The 22181-nt window shown below is 65.4% G+C and carries 19 protein-coding genes; 5 read left to right on the top strand and 14 right to left on the bottom strand.

The annotated features are described in order from the left end of the window. Positions 1-47: 47 nt before the first annotated feature. A complete protein-coding gene (locus IWX78_RS13770; RefSeq protein WP_196834147.1) occupies positions 48-1106 on the top strand; it encodes a hypothetical protein in 1059 nt (352 codons plus the stop codon). A gap of 149 nt (positions 1107-1255) precedes the next feature. Here IWX78_RS13770 and IWX78_RS13765 read toward each other — a convergent pair whose 3' ends face one another. The 6 genes from IWX78_RS13765 to IWX78_RS13740 all read right to left on the bottom strand — a co-directional run bounded on the left by IWX78_RS13765 (position 1256) and on the right by IWX78_RS13740 (position 7380). Beyond that, complete coding sequence (locus IWX78_RS13765) at positions 1256-2146, bottom strand: dihydrodipicolinate synthase family protein (protein WP_196834146.1); 891 nt, start codon at positions 2144-2146, stop codon at positions 1256-1258. A 20-nt stretch (positions 2147-2166) separates the two neighbouring features. Further along, positions 2167-3678, bottom strand: coding sequence for a tripartite tricarboxylate transporter permease (locus tag IWX78_RS13760; RefSeq protein ID WP_196834144.1), 1512 nt, complete (start codon positions 3676-3678; stop codon positions 2167-2169). Beyond that, the gene (locus tag IWX78_RS13755; RefSeq protein ID WP_196834142.1) at positions 3675-4223 is read right to left on the bottom strand and encodes a tripartite tricarboxylate transporter TctB family protein; all 549 of its coding nucleotides are present in this window, start codon (positions 4221-4223) and stop codon (positions 3675-3677) included. Before IWX78_RS13755 ends, IWX78_RS13760 begins: the two co-directional genes overlap by 4 nt. Positions 4224-4235: 12 nt before the next feature. After that, a complete protein-coding gene (locus IWX78_RS13750) occupies positions 4236-5234 on the bottom strand; it encodes a tripartite tricarboxylate transporter substrate binding protein (RefSeq protein ID WP_196834141.1) in 999 nt (332 codons plus the stop codon). 42 nt (positions 5235-5276) lie between these two features. Beyond that, the gene (locus IWX78_RS13745; RefSeq protein ID WP_196834140.1) at positions 5277-5969 is read right to left on the bottom strand and encodes a GntR family transcriptional regulator; all 693 of its coding nucleotides are present in this window, start codon (positions 5967-5969) and stop codon (positions 5277-5279) included. Positions 5970-6159: 190 nt separating this feature from the next. Continuing rightward, positions 6160-7380 carry a PrsW family glutamic-type intramembrane protease gene (locus IWX78_RS13740; RefSeq protein ID WP_196834138.1) on the bottom strand — a complete coding sequence of 407 codons (1221 nt, stop codon included), beginning with the start codon at positions 7378-7380 and terminating at the stop codon, positions 6160-6162. 71 nt (positions 7381-7451) lie between these two features. Here IWX78_RS13740 and IWX78_RS13735 point away from each other — a divergent pair, with 71 nt between their 5' ends. Next, positions 7452-8333 (top strand): fumarylacetoacetate hydrolase family protein, encoded by an 882-nt coding sequence (locus IWX78_RS13735; RefSeq protein ID WP_196834136.1) that lies wholly within the window; start codon positions 7452-7454, stop codon positions 8331-8333. Positions 8334-8342: 9 nt separating this feature from the next. On the opposite strand, the gene IWX78_RS13730 is transcribed toward IWX78_RS13735, so the two are convergent. Further along, on the bottom strand, positions 8343-9839 hold the full coding sequence (locus IWX78_RS13730; protein WP_334684751.1) for an aspartate ammonia-lyase: 1497 nt from the start codon (positions 9837-9839) through the stop codon (positions 8343-8345). A gap of 333 nt (positions 9840-10172) precedes the next feature. Here IWX78_RS13730 and IWX78_RS13725 point away from each other — a divergent pair, with 333 nt between their 5' ends. Next, entirely contained in the window at positions 10173-10466 is a 294-nt protein-coding gene (locus IWX78_RS13725; RefSeq protein ID WP_196834134.1) for a hypothetical protein, read from the top strand. Between the two features lie 238 nt (positions 10467-10704). Here IWX78_RS13725 and IWX78_RS13720 read toward each other — a convergent pair whose 3' ends face one another. Both IWX78_RS13720 and IWX78_RS13715 read right to left on the bottom strand, forming a co-directional pair. Beyond that, positions 10705-11601, bottom strand: a complete 897-nt coding sequence (locus IWX78_RS13720; RefSeq protein ID WP_196834132.1) for a metallophosphoesterase — start codon at positions 11599-11601, stop codon at positions 10705-10707. A gap of 33 nt (positions 11602-11634) precedes the next feature. Next, positions 11635-13071, bottom strand: coding sequence for an NCS2 family permease (locus IWX78_RS13715; RefSeq protein WP_196834131.1), 1437 nt, complete (start codon positions 13069-13071; stop codon positions 11635-11637). 166 nt (positions 13072-13237) lie between these two features. Between IWX78_RS13715 and IWX78_RS13710 the strand changes: the two genes are divergently transcribed. Further along, entirely contained in the window at positions 13238-14515 is a 1278-nt protein-coding gene (locus IWX78_RS13710) for a uracil-xanthine permease family protein (RefSeq protein WP_196834129.1), read from the top strand. Positions 14516-14591: 76 nt separating this feature from the next. Here IWX78_RS13710 and IWX78_RS13705 read toward each other — a convergent pair whose 3' ends face one another. From IWX78_RS13705 to IWX78_RS13690, 4 genes are all read right to left on the bottom strand, one after another. Continuing rightward, on the bottom strand, positions 14592-14930 hold the full coding sequence (locus tag IWX78_RS13705) for a peptidase (protein WP_334684746.1): 339 nt from the start codon (positions 14928-14930) through the stop codon (positions 14592-14594). Beyond that, positions 14927-16102, bottom strand: coding sequence for an inorganic phosphate transporter (locus IWX78_RS13700; protein ID WP_334684745.1), 1176 nt, complete (start codon positions 16100-16102; stop codon positions 14927-14929). The genes IWX78_RS13705 and IWX78_RS13700 overlap by 4 nt, the downstream gene beginning before the upstream one ends. Before the next feature lie 160 nt (positions 16103-16262). Continuing rightward, positions 16263-18149: a DUF2207 domain-containing protein gene (locus IWX78_RS13695; protein ID WP_196834125.1), complete on the bottom strand. Its 1887-nt coding sequence runs from the start codon at positions 18147-18149 to the stop codon at positions 16263-16265. A 20-nt stretch (positions 18150-18169) separates the two neighbouring features. Further along, positions 18170-19009 (bottom strand): aldo/keto reductase, encoded by an 840-nt coding sequence (locus IWX78_RS13690; protein ID WP_196834124.1) that lies wholly within the window; start codon positions 19007-19009, stop codon positions 18170-18172. 30 nt (positions 19010-19039) lie between these two features. Between IWX78_RS13690 and IWX78_RS13685 the strand changes: the two genes are divergently transcribed. Further along, on the top strand, positions 19040-21151 hold the full coding sequence (locus tag IWX78_RS13685) for a S9 family peptidase (RefSeq protein WP_196834123.1): 2112 nt from the start codon (positions 19040-19042) through the stop codon (positions 21149-21151). Here the strand turns inward: IWX78_RS13685 and IWX78_RS13680 are convergent. After that, the gene (locus IWX78_RS13680; RefSeq protein ID WP_196834121.1) at positions 21148-22176 is read right to left on the bottom strand and encodes a 6-phosphofructokinase; all 1029 of its coding nucleotides are present in this window, start codon (positions 22174-22176) and stop codon (positions 21148-21150) included. The two genes, IWX78_RS13685 and IWX78_RS13680, sit on opposite strands and share 4 nt — an antisense overlap. Positions 22177-22181: the final 5 nt, after the last annotated feature.

Genomic DNA, 22181 nt, shown 5'->3' with positions numbered 1-22181 from the left:
CCCTCCCCGCCCACGCGTCAAAGCGGGACGCCACTAGGCTCGGGCCCGTGACCTTCGCTGCCTACTCCGCTCTTACCCGTCCTGTTTCGGCCGCCGAGGTCACGCAGTTCCGTCAGTGGGCGAAGACGTCGGGCTGGATCAAGACGACCAGGGCACCGGTATCGTCGATGCAGCTGGTCGTGCTGGTTGTCTTCGGTGTGATCGCCTTTTCGGTCTTCGGGAGTTCCTTCTCCACGATCGCGTCGCTGCTCGGCAACGGAGTGGGCGCCGGAGGCGTCTTCTCGTTCGTGGTTCCCATCGTCCTCGGGGCCTCGGCTGCCGTAGTCGCCGTTTCAGCCTGGCGGGGCTGGAGCGGCACAGCTGCGACGTGGGAGAAGCGGCTGCGGCTGCGCGAATTCGCTGCGGCTCGAAACGCGACGTACACCGGCCACATCGCCGCGCCCGCCTACGCGGGAATGATCTTCGACATCGGCACCTCCCGATCGTCAATCGACTCCGTCCGGGCAGACGGGAACCGGCCGCTCGAGATCGCCAACTACCGTTACACGGTGAAACGCGGCAAGAGCAGCACCGTCTACCGCTGGGGGTATATCGCGCTCCGACTCGATCGCCGACTGCCGCACATGGTTCTCGACGCGACAAGCAACAACCTGTTCGGCAGCAATCTCCCCCAGCGATTCGGCGCGGACTCCGCTCTCTCGCTCGAGGGAGACTTCGACAATTACTTCACGTTGTACGCGCCGCCGGAGTATGGGCGTGACGCCCTCTACGTCTTCACCCCTGACCTCATGGCGCTCCTCATCGACGAGTCGTCAGCATTCGACGTCGAGATCGTGGACGACTGGATGTTCGTCTACTCGACGAAGCCGTTCGACCTGGTGCAGCCGGCCGTCTGGCAGCGACTCGACCGGATCGTCGAGACGGTCGGGGCGAAGACGCTGAGCCAGACCGACCGCTACGCCGACGATCGCGTCGGTGACCCCCGCCTGAACGTCGTCGCGCCGCAGGGCAGACGGATGAAGAGCAGCCTCGGTCCCGTCGCTGTTCTCGTGATCGTTGTCGCCATCGGCTGGTTCGGGCTCAACATCTGGCAGGCCGTCAGCTGAAGCTCCCGATCGGAAATTGCTTGCGTTCGAGGTGATCGCGGTGCATGCTGGACGCAGTACAACTCATCGCCCCGTCGACCTGCAGGCACTGCCGCGGCACAGGGCGATGAGTCTGTTCAGGGCCCGTGCCATCGTCGGATCCGATGCGATCAGGCGAACCGGTCCCCGGCGTACGCGGCAACAGCTCGTCGCAGCTCGGAGAGAACATCCTCGCTCGGTTCGTCGAGCGCCATCCGGCTGTACCCTGCGTTCACTCCCTGCAGTGTGAGCCCCGCCTTCATCCGCGCCGGGTCGCCGATCACGGTGTCGACGACATCGTTCACGGCTGTCTGCGCCTCGGATATCCGTGACGCGTCTCCACCGTCGAGGGCAACGATGAGATCGAGGAACGGTCGAGGGAACACTGACGATATCCCCGAAACGACGCCCTGCGCTCCATGCTCGGCAGCGAGAGCGAGGTCACGGTCAGCACCGGTGAAGAGTTCGAAGTCCGCCGGCACGGCTGCTCGGTAGGCGCTGACGGACTCGAGGCTCTCGCCGCTCAGTTTCGCTCCAACGATGGTAGGCAGGTCGGCGATGCGTGCGAGAAGTTCGGGAGACACCCGGATGCCGGTCCGCGCCTCGAAGAGGTACGCGAACACGCGGAGCCCTGAGCTCGCCTCAGCCACCGACTCGTAGAAGCGGAAGACGGCTTCGTCGCTGGCCGGGAGGTAATACGGGGTGAGCACGGCGATATCGGTCGCACCCAGTTCGATGGCGTCCGCAATGAGTTGACGGACTTCGAACAGGCTCGGTGCGCCGACGTGAACGACCACGGTGAGACCGTCGAGCACGTCAAGGCTCAGGGCAGCGAGCTGTCGGCGTTCCTCCCGAGACAGGGCGGCGAACTCACCGGTGGTCCCGAGCACGAATGCGCCGGAGACCCCGGATGCTGCGACGAACTCGAGGATCTCGCGGGATCCGGCGAGGTCGACCTCCCCCTCGTGCGTGAAGGCGACGGGGACGGCGGTGAGGATGTCTCGGCGAATGGTTTCGCTCATGGGTGTGGTCCTTTCGAAGATCACGGGAGGGAGTCGATTTTTTCGGGCAGTGTTGCCTGTGTCTTACGTCGTTGCCGAAGGCGACCGACGATCGGCGCGATGATGGCCAGGAGCGCCAGGCCGATGAGCACGGCGGAGATCGGGTGGTTCACCAGGCCGATGGGGCCTTCGATGAGCAACGCCCTGCGCAGGTTCGATTCGGCCAGCGGTCCGAGCAGCAGACCGAGCACGAGCGGTCCCGCCGGGAATCCGGTCCGTTTCATGATGAGGCCGACGATTCCAGCCACCAGCATCACCACCACAGTGAAGATGTTGTTGGTCGTGGCGTACGTACCGACGATGCAGAACATGAGAATGGTCGCCCACAGGTAATGCACGGGCACATCGAGCAGCTTCACCATCCCGCGCATCCTGACGAGGCTGATGGCGAGTGACAGAAGGGTGGCGATCACCATGATGGCCGTGATGCTCACGACGAGGTCTGGACGGTTGGTGAACAGGGACGGCCCCGGCTGGATCCCCCAGATGATCATCGAACCGATCATGACCGCCATGACCGAGTCTCCCGGAATTCCCAGTGCCATCGTGGTGGTCAGTGACCCACCGAGTGTCGCGCTCGATGCGGTGTCGGATGCCGTGACGCCTTCGATGGATCCCTTACCGAATTCCTCGGGATGCTTCGATGCGCGTTTAGCACGATCCCACCCGATGAGGCCGGCGATATCGCCACCGGCGGCCGGGATGACACCCACGATGAGACCAACCGTGCCTCCGACAGCGAGCGGACGCCCCATCTGACGATATTCGGACTTGGTCGGCCACCATCGCCCCAGTGACGAGATCGGCCGCAGTTTGGCGGCGTGGTGAGTCAGAAGCTGGTCGAACAGTTCGGCGATGCCGAAGACACCGATGATCACAGCGATGAAGTCGACGCCACCTGACAGCTCGTTGATACCGAAGGTGAACCGCTGGTCACCGGTGATCGGGTCTCGCCCGATGGTGGCGAGTGCGAGTCCGAGAACTCCTGACAACACCCCTTTGATGATCGACCTCGACGAGATACTGATCATGATCGTGAGGCCGAAGAGCACCAGGGCGAACATCTCGGAGGGCCCGAATTCGAGGGCGAGCCGCGCGATCGGAATGGCGGCCGCCGCGAAGAGGATCATGCTCGCGAGGATGCCGATCGCGGAACCGAGGGCCGAGATCACCAGGGCCAGTCCCGCTCGACCCTGCTTCGCCATCGGGTACCCGTCAAGCGTTGTCGCTATCGATGCGGGCGTGCCCGGTGTGTTGACGAGGATGGCCGGCACCCGGTCGCCGAAATTGGCCGCGACGTAGATGGTGAGCAGGACAGCGAGGCCCTGGACAGGTTCGAGCGTGAGTGTGAACCCGCTGGCGAGTGCAACGGCCATGGTCGCTGTGATGCCGGGAAACGCGCCGACGAGCATTCCGAGCACGAGGCCAAGACCGAGGCAGACGAAGACGGTGGGGTCGATGAGCGCTTCGAGGCCGGAAAGGAGGGGATTCATAGTGGCACCTTGAGCAATGAGTGGAACAGCAGGTACGTCAGCGCGGTGGTGATCACCGGGAACAGCACCAGGGTCTTCCAGCCGCGACCTCCGAAGATCAGCAGCAGCGCCGCCAGGAAGAGCGGCGTGGCGACGAGGTACCCGGTGAGTTGCCAGAGCGCGACGAAGAGAACGGCGCTGATCAATGAGGCACCGAGTCGCATCCAGCCCTGCCGGTTGCTGGTCTCCAGGTCGGAACGATCGAATGGCGGGCGGACGATGGCAATCAACAGGAGTGCGATGGACAGCGCTCCGCCGAGAATCGAGAGGACCGTTGGCCAGAACCGGGGGTCTACTCCCCCGGTCTCCGTCCGAAGTTCGATTGCCTGCGCGAGTGCGAATCCTGCCACACTCGCACCGAGCGTCACGGACGCCGTGATGACCTCGAGCCTGCGCGAGGACGGCGCGGCACGTTCAGGCTCGACGTCGGCTGCGGAAGGCGCCCCGGCCACCCCGGCCGCCGGAACGACGGTCGGGGTGGCCTTAGCGCGACGGCGTGCGTGCATCGGTGTCATCGCCTACTTGAGGAGGGTGCTGAAACGATCGGATTCCGAGTTCACGAACTCGGTGAACTCGTCCGGCGTCTTGTACACGGTCAGGGCACCGCTCGGGGTGATGGTGTCGGCGAAGCTGTCAGACTGGGCGCCCTCTTCGATGGCATCCGTCAGCACCTTCTTCACGTCGTCTGGCAGCCCAGCGGGAGCGTAGACGCCGCCCCACCCGCCGAAGAGCACGTCGTAGCCCTCACTCTCAGCCGTCGGGACGTCCTCGAGCATCGGGTGCTCTTCGTCGTTGAACAGGGCGAGGACACGGAGCGTTCCGTCTGCGTGTGCCTGAGCGGTCTCGCCGGCTCCAGCGACAACCGCGTCGACCTGCGAGCCGAGAGCAGCGGCGACGGCCGGGGCTCCGCCGTCGAACGGCACGGGCGTGAGGTCGGCGTCGGCGTCGTCTGCGAGGGCGAGCGTGGCTGCTTCCCAGACCGAGCCTGCGCCCGAGTTGGCGACGGTGATGGCCTCGTCCTTCGAGGCATCGATCAGGTCGTCGAGCGTCTCATACGGGCTGTCGGCCGGCACGGCGATCACGCCGGGACTGAACATGATCTGGCCGAGGAAATCGTAGTCGTCCGGCTGTACGTCGAAGCCCAGGTGTTCGAGCATCGAGATCTCGACCGGCACGAACCCGATGGTGTACCCGTCCGCGTTTGCGCCTGCAACGTATTGCATGGCAGTCGAGCCGGATGCCCCCGGCCGGTTCTCGACGACGATGCTGACGCCGAGGGATTCTTCGAGTTCGGCGGCGAGCGCTCGGGACGACAGGTCGGAGCCGCCACCGGCCGCAGCCTGGACGATGAAGTTGATGTCTTTCTCGGGGAAGCTCGTCTCACTGGCGTTCTCGCCGGAATCGGTCGGAGCGGCGGGAGAGGAACAAGCCGACAGGCCTGCGACGGCGATGCCGGCGCTCACTGCAATGGCCAACGTGCGTCGAACGACGGTGTTTCGGACTAGTTGGGAGGACACGGTTTACCTTTCATTGGGACGGCAGCGAAATGCTGCCAGGTGCTAGCCGGCAGCGGGATTCTGCTGGCGAGTGACGGCGAGGCGATAGGACGAAACCATTCGCTCGCAGGAACGGTGGATGTGGGCGCTGACTTCTTCGACAGAGCGACCGATGTGCCCGGAGGACATGAGGTCGAGAAGTTCGGCGTGGTCCTCAGCGGATGCCTCGAGATCGGTGTCGACCTGGACCGTGAACTCGAGGAGGGCGGTGAGAATGGGTTCGGACTGCTGCCAGACCGCTTCGAGCCTGCGGTGCCTGGCCAGTGCAAACGTGTAGGAGTGGAAAGCAGTATCCGCGCGGGCGAAGGCATCATGGTCTTCGGAGCGCGCGGCGACCCGCATCCGCTCGACGAAGACCCGGCCCTGATCCCACTGCTCAGGCGTCGCTCGCTCGATCGCCAGCCGTACGGCGAGAGTTTCGACCGCCTCGCGCAGCGCATACTGATCCCGGATGTCGTCAGGGCTGAGCTCCAGCGTGAAGATCTTGCGGCGCCGCGACTCGACCAGCCCTTCGGCCTGGAGCCGCTGAAGAGCGTCGCGGACCGGTCCCCTGCTGACGTTGAACTGTTCAGCAAGGGTGTCTTCGGCGAGGTGGATGCCCGGGGCGAATTCACCCCGCACGATTCGATCGCGCAACTGCTTCGCGACGAGCGTGCCGAGAGCCTCGGCCCGTACAGGTGCAATGTCTGAAACCACGTTGTCTCACTCCGTTAACTGTTAACAGTTCACAGTGAAATCGATTACACCGCGATTGTCAAGGACGGATCCGATGTTCGAGACCGAACAGTTATCAGCGAGCCGTCGCGTCAGAGCGTGCCGGGGAGGCGCCGGGCCACAAATCACGGTGGCTCGCAGGCGGGAAGTGCGGCTGCTGGCGCCTGTCGGCCTACAGGCCGAGAACCTGTCGCCGCGCCGACGTCACGGCCGCGAGCAGGTCGTTCTCCGTCGCTCGGTGGACGAGCTCATTCCTGCCGGTGATCATGCGCTGCCTCGTCAAAGCCAGGCGCGTGGCATCCCGAGTGAACGCCTTCATCGCGCCTGCACGATTTCCTGGGAGCGTGCGTGCCCAGGCCCGCGCACGCCGACGGCCGGGCCACGAGGCCAGCATCTGCACCTCGGCAGGCGTGAACCAGCCTGCCGCGGCGTATTCGCTCAGGCGCGCCTCGGTCAGCCGGACCTCATGCCGCCGCACGAGCACGGTGATCACGATGAGTGCGAGAAAGATCGGGACCTGAACGATCAGGAAGTAGGTCGCGAACGACTCGAGGGTGCTGGCGAAGAAAGAGGCGCCGTTCCACAACGCGTGGAGGACGATCGCACCGAGAAGCCCGACGATGGCGTAGCCGACGGCGCCGACGCCGACGTGACGCCTGGCGGCAAGGCCGAGGGCGAGACCGGTCAGAGCGGTGAAGGTCACGTGGGCGAACGGTGACACGATCGCGCGCATGAAGAAGGTCGCTCCCAGGTCTCCGAGCCCACCCTCGGCCAGTGCCAGGGCGAAGTATTGGATGTTCTCGGTGAACGCGAACCCGGCCGCGATCACCGCCGCGTAGACGAGACCGTCGACCGGTCCGTCGAAGTGCTTGCGTGCCACCAGGTAGAGCAGAACGACACCAGCAGCCTTGGCCGTCTCTTCGACGATCGGTGCCTGGACGACGGCCTGGAGGAAGACCCCTGACCCTTCCCCTGTTGCGACCAGCGCGGCGACCTGGACCCCGAGGTCGACGAGCAGGGCGATGGCGACAGATGCCGCTGCACCCCAAAGGAAGGCGAACAGCAAGGCGAGTCGGGGCTCCGGCTCCCACCGGTCGATCCAGGCGATCGCGGCGAGCACGACGACGAGCGGGACAAGGGCCGCCAGGAAACCGACGGTGACAGCGCCGGGTCCGATGAACACCACCAGGTAGCCGAAGACGGCGAGCAGCACGAAGCCCAGGATGCCGACTCCGATCGCCCCGAGGATGGCCGGAGCCGACGTGCGGCGGACCGGCTCCGACCAGACCGGCTGTGCGGGCTGCGGAGCGTGGACCGGCTGCGGGTAGACGTGCGGCTGCGGGCTCCGGGGATCGACCGGTTGGGAGGGGTATCCGTGCGGCGAAGACGACATCCGATCAGAGTACTGGCTGGCCGTCATTCGCGCGGTCTGCTTGCAAACGAGAGGTCGGCTAGCCTAGGAGGGTGAGATTCGCACACCTTCTCGACGAGGAGAACCCCGGCTCCCCTGTCCGCCTGGCGATCGTGGACGGGAGCGGAGCACTTTTTCTCGATGAGATCCTCGATGACGCCCCCGAGACACTCCAGCAGCTGATCGAGCGAGGCGACGACGAACTCGCCCGCATCAGGACCATGGCTCATGCTGCCGTCTCATCCGGTGTCGGCCTCACCCCGCTCACGGACCTGCGGCACGCATCCGCTGTTCTTCGTCCGCCGCAGATCATCGCCATCGGTCTCAACTATTCCGCCCACTCGGCGGAATTGAACCTCAAGGCCGATTCGGCACCGACGGTGTTCTCCCTCTGGCCGAACTCGCTTGCCGGGCACGACGGGACGACGAGCTGGCCGCGGTCGCTCAGCGAATCGATCGACTACGAGGCTGAGCTGGGCGTGATCATCGGCAGGCCAGCGAAGAACGTCTCGGTGGAGGATGCTCTCGACTACGTCTTCGGATACACGGTCGTCAACGACATCACCGCCCGCGACATCCAGTACTCCGAAGCGCAGTGGTCACGCTGCAAGTCCTTCGACGGCTTCACCCCGACCGGTCCCGTTGTCGTGACGCGGGATGAAGTGTCTGATCCGCAGAACCTGCACATCACCACCGTGCTCGACGGTCATCTCATGCAGGACTCGTCGACAGCGATGATGATCCGGTCGGTGCCGACCCTGATTTCGTACCTCTCACGCTCGGCAACGCTGCAGCCCGGTACTCTCATCTCGACCGGGAGCCCGGGCGGGGCCGGGTACTCCCGCGACCCTCAGGTGTTCTTGCGCGACCGGTCGACAGTGACGGTGAGCGTCGAAGGACTCGGCGAACTCACCACCCACTGCCGGATGACCTGACCTGACCGGTCACGGCTGGCCACTGCCCTCAACGCTGGTATGGACCTCGCCGTCCTGGCTCTCCTCGACGGTTCCGTCGAGAATCGGGATGGCTGTCGTGATCGACTCCAGCCCGGACAGCCGGGCCGGTGACAGCTGACGGGTGACCTCGTCCCGTGTCATCAGCTCGGACTCGACGACGAGGTCGGCGATGTTCCTCCGGGTGAGCAACGCCGTCTTTGCCAGCGCCGCTGCGGCCGAGTAGCCGATGAACGGGGTCAGCGCAGTGATGACGCCGACGGACGAGCCGACCATGGTTTCGAGGCGTTCTTCGTTCGCGGTGATCCCGTCGATGCAGTTGATGCGGAGCGTGTGGCAGGCCTGAGCCATCCAGGTGATGCTCTGCAACAGCGAGTGGGCGATCACCGGCTCGAAGGCGTTCAGCTGCAGCTGCCCGGCCTCCGCCGCCATGGTGACGGTCATGTCCGCCCCGACGACGGAGAACGCCACCTGGTTCACGACCTCGGGGATGACGGGATTCACCTTTCCGGGCATGATGCTCGAGCCGGCCTGCACCGGGGGCAGGTTGATCTCACCGAAACCGGCCTGCGGTCCGCTGGAGAGCAGGCGCAGATCGTTGCAGATCTTCGACAGCTTGATCGCCGACCGCTTGAGCGTTCCGCTGAACGACATGAACCCGCCGGCATCGCTCGTCGACTCGATCAGATCGGGCGCGGTCTCGCAGGTCAGTCCGGTGATCCGGTTGAGGTGGGCGACCACGGCCGCCGCGTAGCGCGGGTCCGCCGTGATGCCGGTGCCGATCGCGGTGGCACCGAGGTTGATCTCGGCGAGCAGCCACCGGGTTTCGGTGAGGCGCGCATGGTCTTCTCCGAGGGTGGTTGCGAAGCCGTGGAATTCCTGGCCGAGCGTCATCGGTACGGCATCCTGCAGCTGGGTCCTGCCCACCTTGAGCACGTGCCTGAATTCGGCCGACTTGCGCGAGAACGAATCCTGCAGGAGCGCCAGTTCATCGAGAAGCGTCTGCAAGGAGAACGACAGTGCGATCTTGATCGCCGTCGGGTAGACGTCGTTCGTCGACTGGCTGCGGTTCGTGTGATCGATCGGCGAGATGTAGGCGTAGTCACCTTTCGGGCGACCGGCGAGCTCGAGAGCGATGTTGGTGATCACCTCGTTCGCGTTCATGTTGGTCGACGTTCCCGCCCCGCCCTGGATCACGCCGACGACGAACTCCTCGTGGAACTCGCCGTCGATGATCTTCTGGCAGGCCTGGTCGATGTACGCGCCCTTCTCGCCACTGAGCACGCCGAGATCGACGTTGGTTCTGGCTGCGGCCTGCTTCACGCCGGCGAGTGCGACGATGAGGGCCGGGTAGACCGAGATGGGCCGCTTCGAAATCGGGAAGTTCTCCAGCGCACGCGCGGTATGGATGCCCCAATACGCGTCTGCCGGGATTTCCAGGGAACCGAGCGAGTCGGTCTCCGTTCGGGTTCTTCCCTCTGACGTCACGTGTGACCCCTGTTCCTGTGGTTCTACCTCGAGTCCGCGGTTGGCGGGCGTGATGAGTCTCACTCTGGCTCCATTGCCTTGTCGTTGCTTGTGGCGGGACTCCACCGACTTTACTCCGTCCGCGGTGGTCAGGGAGTGGCCAGACTGGCAGACGACTCGGGTGGGCGAGCCAGTATGGCGGACATGCGGGTTACCGGCTGGGAGTAGCCTCCAGCCAGGCGCTGGCACGCCCGGCTGCTCGTCACCGTCCTTCCCGGCCATCAGCCGCCCCGCGCCCGCGGCGTCGCCGGCCACCGGTTCACGCTCCGCCGAAAACTGTGGGCAGCAGCAGACGTGCCCGTCGTTGACCCGGTGGAGACCTGGGACCTCGCGTCACTGCTGAGCCGAGACGACCTCCGAGCCACCGTCGAATCGTCACCGGGCGTGCGCGGACGTCGAAACCTCGAATGGGCGGCAAGCCGCGTCTGCACCGGCGTCGGTTCGAGACCGGAGACCCACCTGCGGCTCCTCCTGATCGAGCAGGTGATGCCAGACCCGGTCGTCAACCGGACGATCGATTCAGCATCCGGTACCTGGCTCGGAACCCCGGACCTCGCCTACCCGGAGCGCATGGTGCTCCTCGAATAGGGAAAACACCACCGCACGGACCCGCGCAGGTTCCGAAGCGATATCGCCCGTCGGGAGCGGTTCGAAGAGCACGGCTGGCGAGTGGTGCGCGTCACCAGCGACGACCTGTCCGTGGATCGCCGTCCGTTCATCACCGAGCGCGCAGGATTCTCGTCCTCCGCTCACCGAGAGCGGAGCAGCAGTTGAAAAAACTCAAGCCTTATGCGCCACTACTGCGGACTCGACGGTGGGTGACGGTTCAGCGCTTGCGGGAGAACGCCTCCACCCGCTGTTCGGGGCTCAGCGCCTCCATCTCGGCGATGAACTCAGCGGTGAAGTTGTCTGCCGTCTGGAAGTCCCCGATCGGCACCACCGCGTGGGTGATGCTGTCGTCGTACACATGCACGAGGTTGTACGACTGCCCGCCGTTCATGCCGTTGGTGGCACGGGACGGGTTCGACAGGTTCATCGTGTAACAGGTCGCTGCAGCGACAGACACCGGGATGCCGGCGAACGCCGCGTGCATCGCATAGTGGAGGTGGCCGGCGAGAATGGCCCGAACGTCCGTTCCGGCCAGCACAGACGCCAGCCGCGACTGGTCACGGAGCTCGAGCAGATCGAACAGGGGCTGAGGTGCAGGCGCAGGGGGGTGGTGGAGGCCCACAATGGTTCCGAACTCCGCCGGGGTCGCCAGCTCGGTGGCGAGCCACTCCAGCTGGGCATCGTCGAGCTCACCGTGGTGGAACCCAGGCACGCTCGAATCGAGTCCGATGAACCGCAGGCCTCCGAGATCCCAGACCTGATCGATGGGGCCATCGGATGCGTCCTGCCGCAGCAGTTCGCGACGCATCGGCCCGCGTTCGTCATGGTTGCCCATGAGCCAGATGAGCTCGGCACCCAGTCGCTCAGCGACCGGCTCGACGCGCTCGCGGAGCCGCGCGTATGCATCCGTTTCGCCGAGGTCGGTGAGGTCGCCGGTGAAGACCAGAGCAGACGGGCGGATGCCGGTCGCCTCGACCTGCATGAGGGCCCGTTCCAGGTTCGACTCCGTCGTGACGCCGCCGTGGAGGAGAGCGCCGCCGGCGAGAAAATGGGTGTCGCTGAGGTGAACGATCACCTGTCGTGCCGGAGGATACTGACCAAGCTGAACAGACATGCGCCCAGCCTAGCCAGCACCACCGATGCCGCATCAGCCGAGCAGTGCCTCGATCGGGCCACGCGCGAAGTAGATGAGGAAGCCGACGGCGACCACCCAGAGCAGCGGGCTGATACCGCGCGCCTTGCCGCTCAGCGAGCGGAGAACGACCCAGGCGATGAACCCCGCACCGATGCCGTTCGCGATCGAATAGGTGAGCGGCATGACCGTCACCGTGAGGAACACGGGCAGCGCGATCGAGAATTCGGACCACTCGATGTCGCGGATCTGCGACATCATCAGCGTGCCCACGATGACGAGGGCGGCAGAGGCGACCTCGCTCGGGACGATGCTCGTCAGCGGGGTGAGGAACATGGCCAGCACGAACAGCACGCCGGTGATGAGGTTGGCGAAACCGGTACGGGCTCCCTCGCCGATACCGGCGCCCGACTCGATGAAGACGGTGTTCGACGACGCGGAGGCTGCTCCCCCGGCGACGGCGCCGACGCCCTCGACGATGAGAGCTGACTTCAGGCGGGGGAAGTTGCCCTTCTCGTCGGCGACACCGGCCTCTTTGCTCAGCCCGGTCATGGTTCCCATGGCGTCGAAGAAGTTCGTGAAGACGAGGGTGAAGACGAGCATGAGTGCGGCGAGCACACCGATCCGCTCGAAGCTGCCGAAGTTGAACTGGCCGATGAGGCTGAGGTCGGGCACGCTGAAGATCTGGCTGGGCAGCGCGGGAACCGAGAGGCTCCAGCCGCCCGGGTTCTCGCCGCCGTTCGACGCTCCGACCGGGAAGAGTGCTTCGGCGATGAGCGCGATGACCGTGCCAACGAGGATGCCGATGAGCAGCGCGCCCTTGACCTTGCGGGCGACGAGGACGCCGGTGAGAAGGAGGGTGAGGACGAAGACGATCGTCGGCAGTGTGGCCACCGAGCCGTCGGTTCCGAGCCCGACAGGAGGGGACGACTGCCCGGTGGAGGTGACCAGCCCGGCGTTGACGAAACCGATGAAAGCGATGAACAGGCCGATGCCGACCGTGATCGCGATCTTGAGCTGGATCGGGACGGCTTCGAAGATGAGACGGCGCAGCCCGGTGGCTGCGAGCAGCACGATGAGGAGGCCGTTGATGACGACGAGTCCCATCGCCTCCTGCCAGGTCACCTGGCCGACGACGCTGAACGCGAGGAACGAGTTGATGCCGAGTCCGGCTGCGAACGCGAACGGCAGGCGGGCGATGACGCCGAAGAGGATCGTCATCACTCCGGCGGTCAGGGCGGTGACGGCCGAGAGCTGAGCGAAGCCCAGGGTGTTGCCGTCGATGTCTGTGCCGCCAGACAGGATGATCGGGTTGAGGATGACGATGTACGCCATCGCCACGAAGGTCACGACACCGCCGCGCACCTCACCGCTGAACGTGGATCCCCGTTTGGTGATCTCGAAGTAGCCGTCGATCCTGTTTTTGACTGTCGGCGCAGATGTGGATGCCACTCGGGGACCTTCCGAAGAGAATGTGCGGGATTCGACGCCAACGGATACCCACGCGGCGCGCAGCTTCCAGCATATTGCCAGCCGGATGCCGGTCGGCGCGCCGCCGCGAATGTCGGTACGGTATCGGAGGACTCCCGTCTGATCCCCCGTCACGAAAGAGGCTCACATGGCCCTGCCCTGGACACTGCACGGCGACGGAAAAACCGTCGGCGCCCTCGAGGTCGTCGGACCCGCCGAACGGCTGACCTGGCCGAGGATGATCGGGCTCGGTGCGCAGCACGTCGTCGCGATGTTCGGTGCGACCTTCCTGGTGCCCATCCTCACCGGCTTCCCCCCGTCGACGACGCTGCTCTTCTCCGGCATCGGGACGATCCTGTTTCTCCTCATCACCCGGAATCGTCTGCCCAGCTACCTCGGTTCGTCGTTCGCCTTCATCGCACCGATCACCGTCGCGACGACCGCGCAGGGCATGGGAAGCGCTCTCTTCGGCATCGTCGTCGTCGGCATCCTGCTCGCGCTCGTCGGTCTGCTCGTGCAGTTGACCGGCATCGGCTGGATCAACGCGCTCATGCCGCCGGTCGTGGCCGGCGCGATCGTTGCCCTGATCGGGTTCAACCTCGGCCCTGCTGCCTGGGACAACTTCCAGAAGGCGCCTCTCACCGCGACCATCACCCTCTCAGCCGTCGTGCTGTCATCCGTTCTGTTCCGTGGCATCCTCGGTCGGATGTCGATCCTGCTCGGCGTGATCGTCGGCTACGTCGCCGCCGTCCTGCTCGGCGAAGTGAACTTCGACGCGTTCCACGAGGCCGCGTGGGTGGGCCTGCCCGAGTTCAACAGCCCGGCGAACCCCTTCACCAATCCCGCCCTGTGGGCCGTCCTGCCCGCATTCCTGCCTGTGGTGCTCGTTCTTGTCGCCGAGAACGTCGGACATATCCGCGGTGTCGCCCAGATGACCGACGACCAGTCGATCAATAAACTCACCGGTCGCGGCCTCTTCGCCGACGGACTTGCCACCGTTGTCGCGGGCTTCGGCGGCGGGTCGGCGACCACCACGTACGGCGAGAACATCGGCGTGATGGCTGCCACCCGCATCTATTCGACCGCCGCGTACTGGATCGCCGGGATCTTCGCGATTCTTCTCGGCCTCTCACCCAAGATCGGCGCGCTGATCAATACGATTCCGCCCGGAGTCCTCGGCGGGATCACCACGGCACTGTACGGGCTCATCGGAATCATCGGCGTGAAGATCTGGCTTGACAACAAGGTCGACTTCTCCAGGCCGAAGAACCAGTTCACGGCGGCAACCGCGCTGATCATCGGCATCGCCAATTACACCTGGCAGTTCGGCGACGTCATCTTCAACGGCATCGCCCTCGGCACGGTCGCGGCCATCGTGATCTACCACGTGATGAACGTGCTCGGCCGACTCCGAGGTACCGACTGACCTCCAGGGCTCGACACGAAACGGCGCTGACCCGAGGGGTCTGCGCCGTTTCGTCATCACAGGGGTGTCCTGGCGGTCAGCCGCCGCCGTGAAGGGCCGGAACGATGAGGTAGATGCCGTAGAGCACGGCGATGGCGCAGAGCGAGAAGCAGCTGTACGCGCCCGCGAGAGCGACGTTCTTCTGCCCAGCGCTGAGCGGATTCTTCCGCGCGGCCTTCGCCGCCTTCTTCTCCGCTGACCTGATCTCGGCTGGGGTGAGCACCGTGATGGCATCCGTGAATGTGGCCGGGCTCACGACCGGGACCCTCCCGGCCCGAACGAGCAGTCTGACCCCAAATGAATAGAAGCCGACGACGACGACGGTGCCGACGAGGGCAGACACCAGCACGATGACGAAAGCCATCCAGTCGATCACTTGGCCACCTTCTTGGACTCGGGTTCGGGAGCGATGACGACCGCCTCACCGGATGCCGCCACCTCGCTGACGACGTTGTGGTGACCGACGGCGTCACGCCGCGACCAGAGGAAGATGAACAGGATCGTGCCGATTCCGACGGCGGCGTCGATGAGAACGCCCCAGGTGCCGAGGTGGGCGACGAGTGCGGCGAGTGCTCCGACGATCCCGGCGGCAGGAAGGGTCAGCAGCCAACCGATGCCGATACGGCCTGCGGTCTTCCAGCGCACCGTCGATCCGCGTCGCCCCAGGCCTGAGCCGATGACCGAACCGGAGGCGACCTGGGTGGTCGAGAGCGCGAAACCGAGGTGGCTCGAGGCGAGGATGGTGGCCGCAGTGCTCGTCTCCGCTGCGAACCCCTGTGCGGGCTTCACGTCGGTGAGTCCCGTGCCGAGGGTCTTGATGATGCGCCAGCCGCCGACGTAGGTGCCGAGCGCGATCGCGAGGGCGCAGACCACGACGACCCAGAACTGGACTCCGTCACCCGGGGCCTGAAGGTTCACCGAGATGAGGGCGAGAGTGATGACACCCATCGTCTTCTGCGCGTCGTTCGTGCCGTGCGCGAGGGCGACGAGGGAGGAGGAGAAGATCTGCCCGTACCGGAACCCGGAGCGGCCATCCGGCTTGTTGTCGTAGCGCCGGGTGGCACTGTACGCGAGTTTCGTGGCGATGAACGCGATCAGACCGGCGGTGAGGGGAGCAAGGACGGCGGGGAGGATGACCTTCGACATCAGGACGCCGAAGTCGATCGCGTTCAGTCCGGCTCCGACCAGGGCTGCGCCGATCAGTCCGCCGAAGAGAGCGTGGGACGAGCTGGACGGCAGGCCGAGCAGCCAGGTCAGCATGTTCCAGACGATTGCGCCGATGAGGCCGGCGAAGATCAGTTCGGGAGTGATGAGGACCCCGTCGTCCCCTTCGCGGATGATGCCGCCTGAGATCGTCTTGGCTACCTCCGTCGACAGGAAAGCGCCGACGAGATTGAGAATCGCCGCAACACCGACGGCGACTTTGGGCTTCATGGCACCGGTCGCGATGGGTGTTGCCATCGCGTTCGCGGTGTCGTGGAATCCGTTGGTGAAGTCGAAGAAGAGGGCTAGTGCAATGACGAGCACGATAACGAGGGTGATATCCAACGGCATAATTCTCTGAGTCGGGACTCCCCCGCGCACACGGATCGCCCGAGAAATTCACCGGGAGTTCAGAGAAGCAGGGTTGCCAGTTGAGGAGGCCACACTGATACTTACACCCCTCGCCTGATGCGTCAACTCGGGCCGGGCCCCGCGGCCGATCCGCTCAGCGTCCGCCGCCTCCTCCGCCCCCGCCGCCTCCGCCCGAGAACCCGCCGCCGCCCGAACCGCCTGAGCTCGACGCTGTCGCACTCGCCGACCAGGGCGTCGACGATCCGGACGAGGTCGTGAAGGTGCTCATCGACGACGCGAACGCGTAGGAGGAGAAACCGGTCGGACTGGAATACCAGTCCGGGCTCGTCCCCGTCTGTTCGTAGTAGCGCCCGAGTTCTTCCGCCCACTCCTTGTCGATGCCCCAGAGCACGGCGAACGGCAACAGTTTCTCGTAGAACGACACCATTTGCAGGGTGTCTCCCGGGTTCACCTCATCGTCGACGCTCACGCGTTCGGCTCCGGTCGGACTCTGCAGCATGGCGATCCGGTCCTTCTCGGCGAGCGCGAGGTAGTTCCGCAGGCCGAGCAGGTAGTCCCGCATCTCGGCTCCGCTTTCGGTGAGCGCATTACGCGGCCACACGGCGATGCCCGTTCCGATGAGCGCCACGACGGAAGCGGCAAAGCCGAGTCCGACCCAGGCGTTCATGCCGTAGGTAGCCAGAGCGGCGATGAACAGGGCGAGAACGACGACGAAGACCGTCGCTGCGAGAGCGAGATACCAGCCGGCTCCGCTGACCGACCGCTTCACCCGGTACCCCGCGCTGATGGAGGCCCCTGGCGCCCCGGCTGCTCTCGCCTGAACGGCCTTGGCGAGCACGGTGTCTGTCGCGCTGAGGTCTTTGATCGATCCCGGCCGCAGTCCCGGCAGGAACAGATCGATGAGCACCGAGCGGTCGGCAGCGGATGCCCCCGCGTCGGTGAGGAACTGCAGCCTGTACTCACGTTTCGACGAGAACATCCCGCTCGATTCACCGTCGTCGAGGATCCGGAGGTTCCGTCGGACAGCGAGACTGACCAGAAGCGCAGGCATCGCATGCGCGGTCTTTCCGATGAGGTCGGCCGCCACGAAGATGTCGAGACCCTTCGGCACGGTGTACTGCGGCACGATTACACCGCGGCCCTCCGCGTCACGGGTGGACCTGCTCCTCGAGACGAATGCGGCGATCAGCGCGAGCACGCCGACCCCGGCGATACCGGCAGGCACGACGGTGAAGATCGGCCAGGTGGCCGGGATCTCGGGCGTCTCGAATGTGCCGGACTCGAAAGCGATTGCGAGGCTGATGTTCTCCCGCGGCTCCAGAGCGAGCGCGGGTGAACTGAATTCAGTGAAGCCCCCCGACTCCGATTCGTCGAGTTCACAGCTGTCGGTGGACCCCTGCGCACCGGTGTAACACTCGGCTGCGCCGGTGAGCGAGCCGGCCAGCTCCTCGGGCACGAGCACCCGCATCGTCGCCTCGGCGAACGGCTGGTCCCAGCCGACGCCAGGCGCATCCCAGTAGAACTCGTCAGCGTCAGTGTCTGCGAACGCCCGGACGACATCCCGCTGGGTGTATTCGATGAGGTACGTCTGGCTGCCGCGGACGTAATCGTCGGTACCGAGCGCCAGCTGGATGTAGCCGTCCTCGGTCGAATCGTCGTCGTACTCCACCGGGTTGCCGTCGGCATCCGTCACCGACACGATCTCGGTGTGCAGGTCGACCCCGAGATATCCCTCTGGGATGGCACGGATGATCCCTTTGTTCTGATCGAAGTCCGGGAATTCGGCCACGAACGTTTCGACGGCCACGAGTGTGGAGTGTCCGTCGGCATCCTGCCCGAGTGTGTATTGGCCGTCGAAGGAGCTGAAGGTGAAGTCGGAGACGTCAGACCGGATGCCGCTCGCGTGCGCCGCAGCAGGAACGGTGAGGACCCCGGCGATCAGCACCCCGAACAGGAGCACGAGCGCACCGCGCAGGCGAGCCGTCGTCGAGCGGGAAGGTGTTCTCTGCGTGAGCGCCATTCCCCCAGCCTAGGAGACGGCTACATCTCTTCGTGAGTATTCGGGTCTCCGCCGAACAGACGCCCGTCTGCTCGGCCGAGGGCTGTGACGGCCGCGATCTCGTCAGCGGTCAGCTCGACGGGAGGGAGATCGAAGTTCGAGCGCTGACGCTCCGGGTCGCCGGATTTCGGGATCGGGACCACTCCGCGCTGCAGGTGCCACAGGAGCACGACCTGGCTGGGGCTGATGTCGTGTGCGGCGGCGATCTCTGCCACAACCGGCTCCGCATACGGGGCGGCCCGCTTGCCGAGTGGGCTCCACGCTTCCGTGACGATTCCGTGCTCGGCGTGGAAGGCGAGAAGCGCCTCCTGCGGAAAGTACGGGTGAAGTTCGATCTGGTTGACCGCGGGGAGCACACCGGTTTCGGCACCGAGCCGCTGCAGGAACTCCCGCGTGAAGTTCGAGACGCCGATGGAGCGGACGCGGTGGTCTTTCTGAAGCTCGACCATCGCCTTCCAGGAGTCGGCATACCGGCCGACACTCGGGTTGGGCCAGTGGATGAGGTACAGGTCGATTCGGTCGAGGCCGAGCGCTTCGCACGAGGCATCGAACGACCGCATCGTCTCGTCGTAGCCGTGATCGCGGCCGGGCAGTTTGGTGGTGACAACGATCTCATCACGCCGGACGGCACTCTCGGCGATCGCGCGGCCGACGGCGTCTTCGTTGCCGTAGTTGACGGCGGTGTCGATCAGCCGGTAGCCGACGTCGAGTGCCGAGGTGACGGCGTCCGTTGCTTCCGCACCGGTCATCGGGTAGGTCCCGAAGCCGATGGCAGGCAGGGAGGAACCGTCGTTCAGAGTGAGTGAGGGAAGAGTGCTCATAGCTCGACCCTACGCCGGTAGCGTTGGGGCATGGCTCTCCCCACTCCGCCCCGCGCGGCGAAGCACCCGACCACTCGAATCCACCACGGCGACACCGTCATCGACGACTACGAGTGGCTGCGCGAGAAAGACAGCGAGGAGGTTCTCGCTCACCTCGAGGCAGAGAATGCCTTCACAGAACAGCAGAACGCACACCTGGCCGGGCTCCGCGAATCGATCTTCGCCGAGATCAAGGACAGGACACTCGAAACCGACCTCAGTGTGCCGGTGCGGGAGGGCGACTGGTGGTACTACGGCCGGAGCATCGAAGGACAGGAGTACGGCGTGCACTGCCGCGCCCCGATCTCGCGGGAGGACGACTGGGCGCCTCCAGTTCTCGAACCGGGCGTGCCCGTGCCAGGGGAACAGGTCCTGCTCGACGCCAACGCCGAGGCCGATGGCCACGACTTCTTCTCCCTCGGGTCGTATGACGTGTCGCGGGACGGACGCCGGTTGGCGTTCGCCATCGATGTGCGCGGCGACGAGCGGTACACACTCCGCGTTCGGGACCTCACCACCGGTGAGAACCTCGCCGACGAGATCGAGAACACCTCACACGGCGCCGTGTTCTCCCCCGACGGCGAGTTCATCTTCTACACGACGGTCGACGAGTCCTGGCGGCCGGACACGGTGTGGCGGCACCGCATCGGCACCGGCCGGGAACAGGATGTCGTCGTCTTCAGCGAGGAGGACGAGCGATTCTGGCTGGGGGTCGGGGTGACCAGGAGCTCCCGCTACCTCGTGATCGTCGCCGGGTCGAGCGTGACGAGTGAATGGCACCTCATCGACGCCGCCGCCCCGGAATCCGATCCCCGCATGGTCTGGCCCCGCCGCGACGGAGTCGAGTACTCCGTCGAACACGCGGTCATCGACGGAGACGACGTACTGCTCGTGCTGCACAACGCCGAAGCCCCCAACTTCGAACTCGTTGCCGTCACACCGGATGCCGTCGGCACCGGCCCGGACGACGCCACCGTCGTGCGCGCACACAGCGACGACGTCCGACTCGAGGATGTGGAGGCATTCGCCGGTCACCTCGTCTTCGGTTACCGCCGGGACGGGTTGTCGAGGCTCGCGATCGCCAGCCTCGACGGCATCCGCTCCCTCGCGGACATCGACGTCCGCGAGGTCGACTTCGACGAACCGTTGTACACGGTCGGCACGGGATCGAACCCCGAGTGGGCGCAACCCGGCGTGCGCATCTCGTTCGGATCCCTGGTGACGCCCGCAACCGTGGTCGACCTCGACGTCGCGACCGGGCACCGCTCCGTCCTCAAACAGCAGCCTGTTCTCGGCGGCTACTCCCCCGACGACTACGAACAGTCGCGCGAGTGGGCGACAGCAGAAGACGGCACAAGGGTTCCGATCTCCCTCGTCTGGAAACGGGGAACTCCTCGCCCTGCTCCTCTGCTGCTCTACGGATACGGGTCATATGAGGCCAGCATGGATCCGGCGATGTCGATCGCGAGGCTCAGCCTCCTCGACCGTGGCGTGACCTTCGCGATCGCCCACGTGCGTGGTGGCGGGGAGCTCGGGCGGGCCTGGTACGAGAATGGCAAGACGCTCACGAAGAAGAACACGTTCACCGACTTCATCGCCTGCGCCCGTCACCTCGTCGATAGCGGGTATACGACGACGGATGCCCTCGTGGCCGAAGGAGGAAGCGCCGGCGGTCTCCTGATGGGCGCGGTTGTGAACCTCGCCCCCGAACTGTTCGCGGGCGTCCTCGCCGGGGTGCCATTCGTCGACCCGCTGACGAGCATCCTCGACCCGGAACTCCCTCTCACGGTGATCGAGTGGGACGAGTGGGGCAACCCGCTCGCCGACCCGGATGTCTACGCATACATGAAGTCGTACTCGCCGTACGAAAACGTTCGAGACGGCATCCGATACCCTCCGATCCTCGCAGTGACGAGCATCAACGACACCCGGGTGCTCTATGTCGAACCGGCGAAGTGGGTGGCACGGCTACGAGAGGTCGGTGCGCCTGTGCAGCTCAAGATCGAGATGAGCGCCGGCCATGGCGGCGTCAGCGGTCGCTACAACGCGTGGCGTGAACGGGCATACGAGCTGGCGTGGGTGCTGGACACACTCGGTTCCTAACCGAAAAGTATGGCGGCCTCGTCATACCGATCCTGAGGAACCGTCTTCAACCCACCGAGGGCATCCGCGAACGGCACGTTGACGAGGTCGGTTCCTCGGAGAGCGACCATGGTGCCCCACTCTTCGTTCATGACGGAGTCGATCGCAGCCATGCCGAGGCGCGTGGCGAGCACGCGATCGTATGCGCTGGGCACGCCTCCGCGCTGGAGATGGCCGAGCACGGTCGCTCGCGACTCGATGCCGGTGCGTTCCTCGATGATCGGCGCGAGAACATCGGCGATTCCGCCGAGCCGCGGGCGGTTGAAGGCGTCGAGGCCCTTCTCGGAGTGAGCCGACTCCATCGTGTCGAGGGTGAATCCTTCGGAGACGACGATCACCGGTGCGCGGCCACGATCGCCCACGCTCTTCGCCCAGGCGCAGATCTGGTCGACGGACTGCGGCTGCTCGGGGATCAGGATGGCGTGCGCTCCCGCAGCCATCCCGGCGTGGAGTGCGATCCAGCCGACGTGGCGGCCCATCACTTCGACGACCATGCAGCGCTTGTGTGACTCACCGGTGGTGCGGAGTCGGTCGATCGCCTCGGTGGCGATCTCGACGGCGGTGTCGAAACCGAACGAGTAGTCGGTGGCGTCGAGGTCGTTGTCGATCGTCTTGGGAACGCCGACGATCTTGAGACCGGCATCCGTCAGCCGCTTCGCTGCGGCGAGGGTTCCCTCTCCGCCGATGGCGATGAGGGCGTTGATGCCGAGACGGTCGAGGGTGGCCTGGATGTTCTCCGGCCCGCCGTGCGGCCCTTCGAACGGGTTGGTGCGGCTGGTTCCGAGAACGGTGCCGCCCTGCTTGCCCAGACCACGGACGCTGTGCCGGTCGAGCGGCATCGTCAGACCTTCGACGACGCCCTTCCACCCGTCGCGGATTCCCACGAACTCCTGGTTGTGGATCTTCGTACCTTTCAGCACGGCACCACGGATGACAGCGTTCAGTCCGGGGCAGTCGCCGCCGCTGGTGAGCACACCAATTCTCATAGGTC

The sequence above is a fragment of the Mycetocola sp. CAN_C7 genome, from assembly GCF_015752285.1.
GTDB lineage: Bacteria > Actinomycetota > Actinomycetes > Actinomycetales > Microbacteriaceae > Mycetocola_A.
This window is presented reverse-complemented; position numbering and strand designations above follow the sequence as displayed.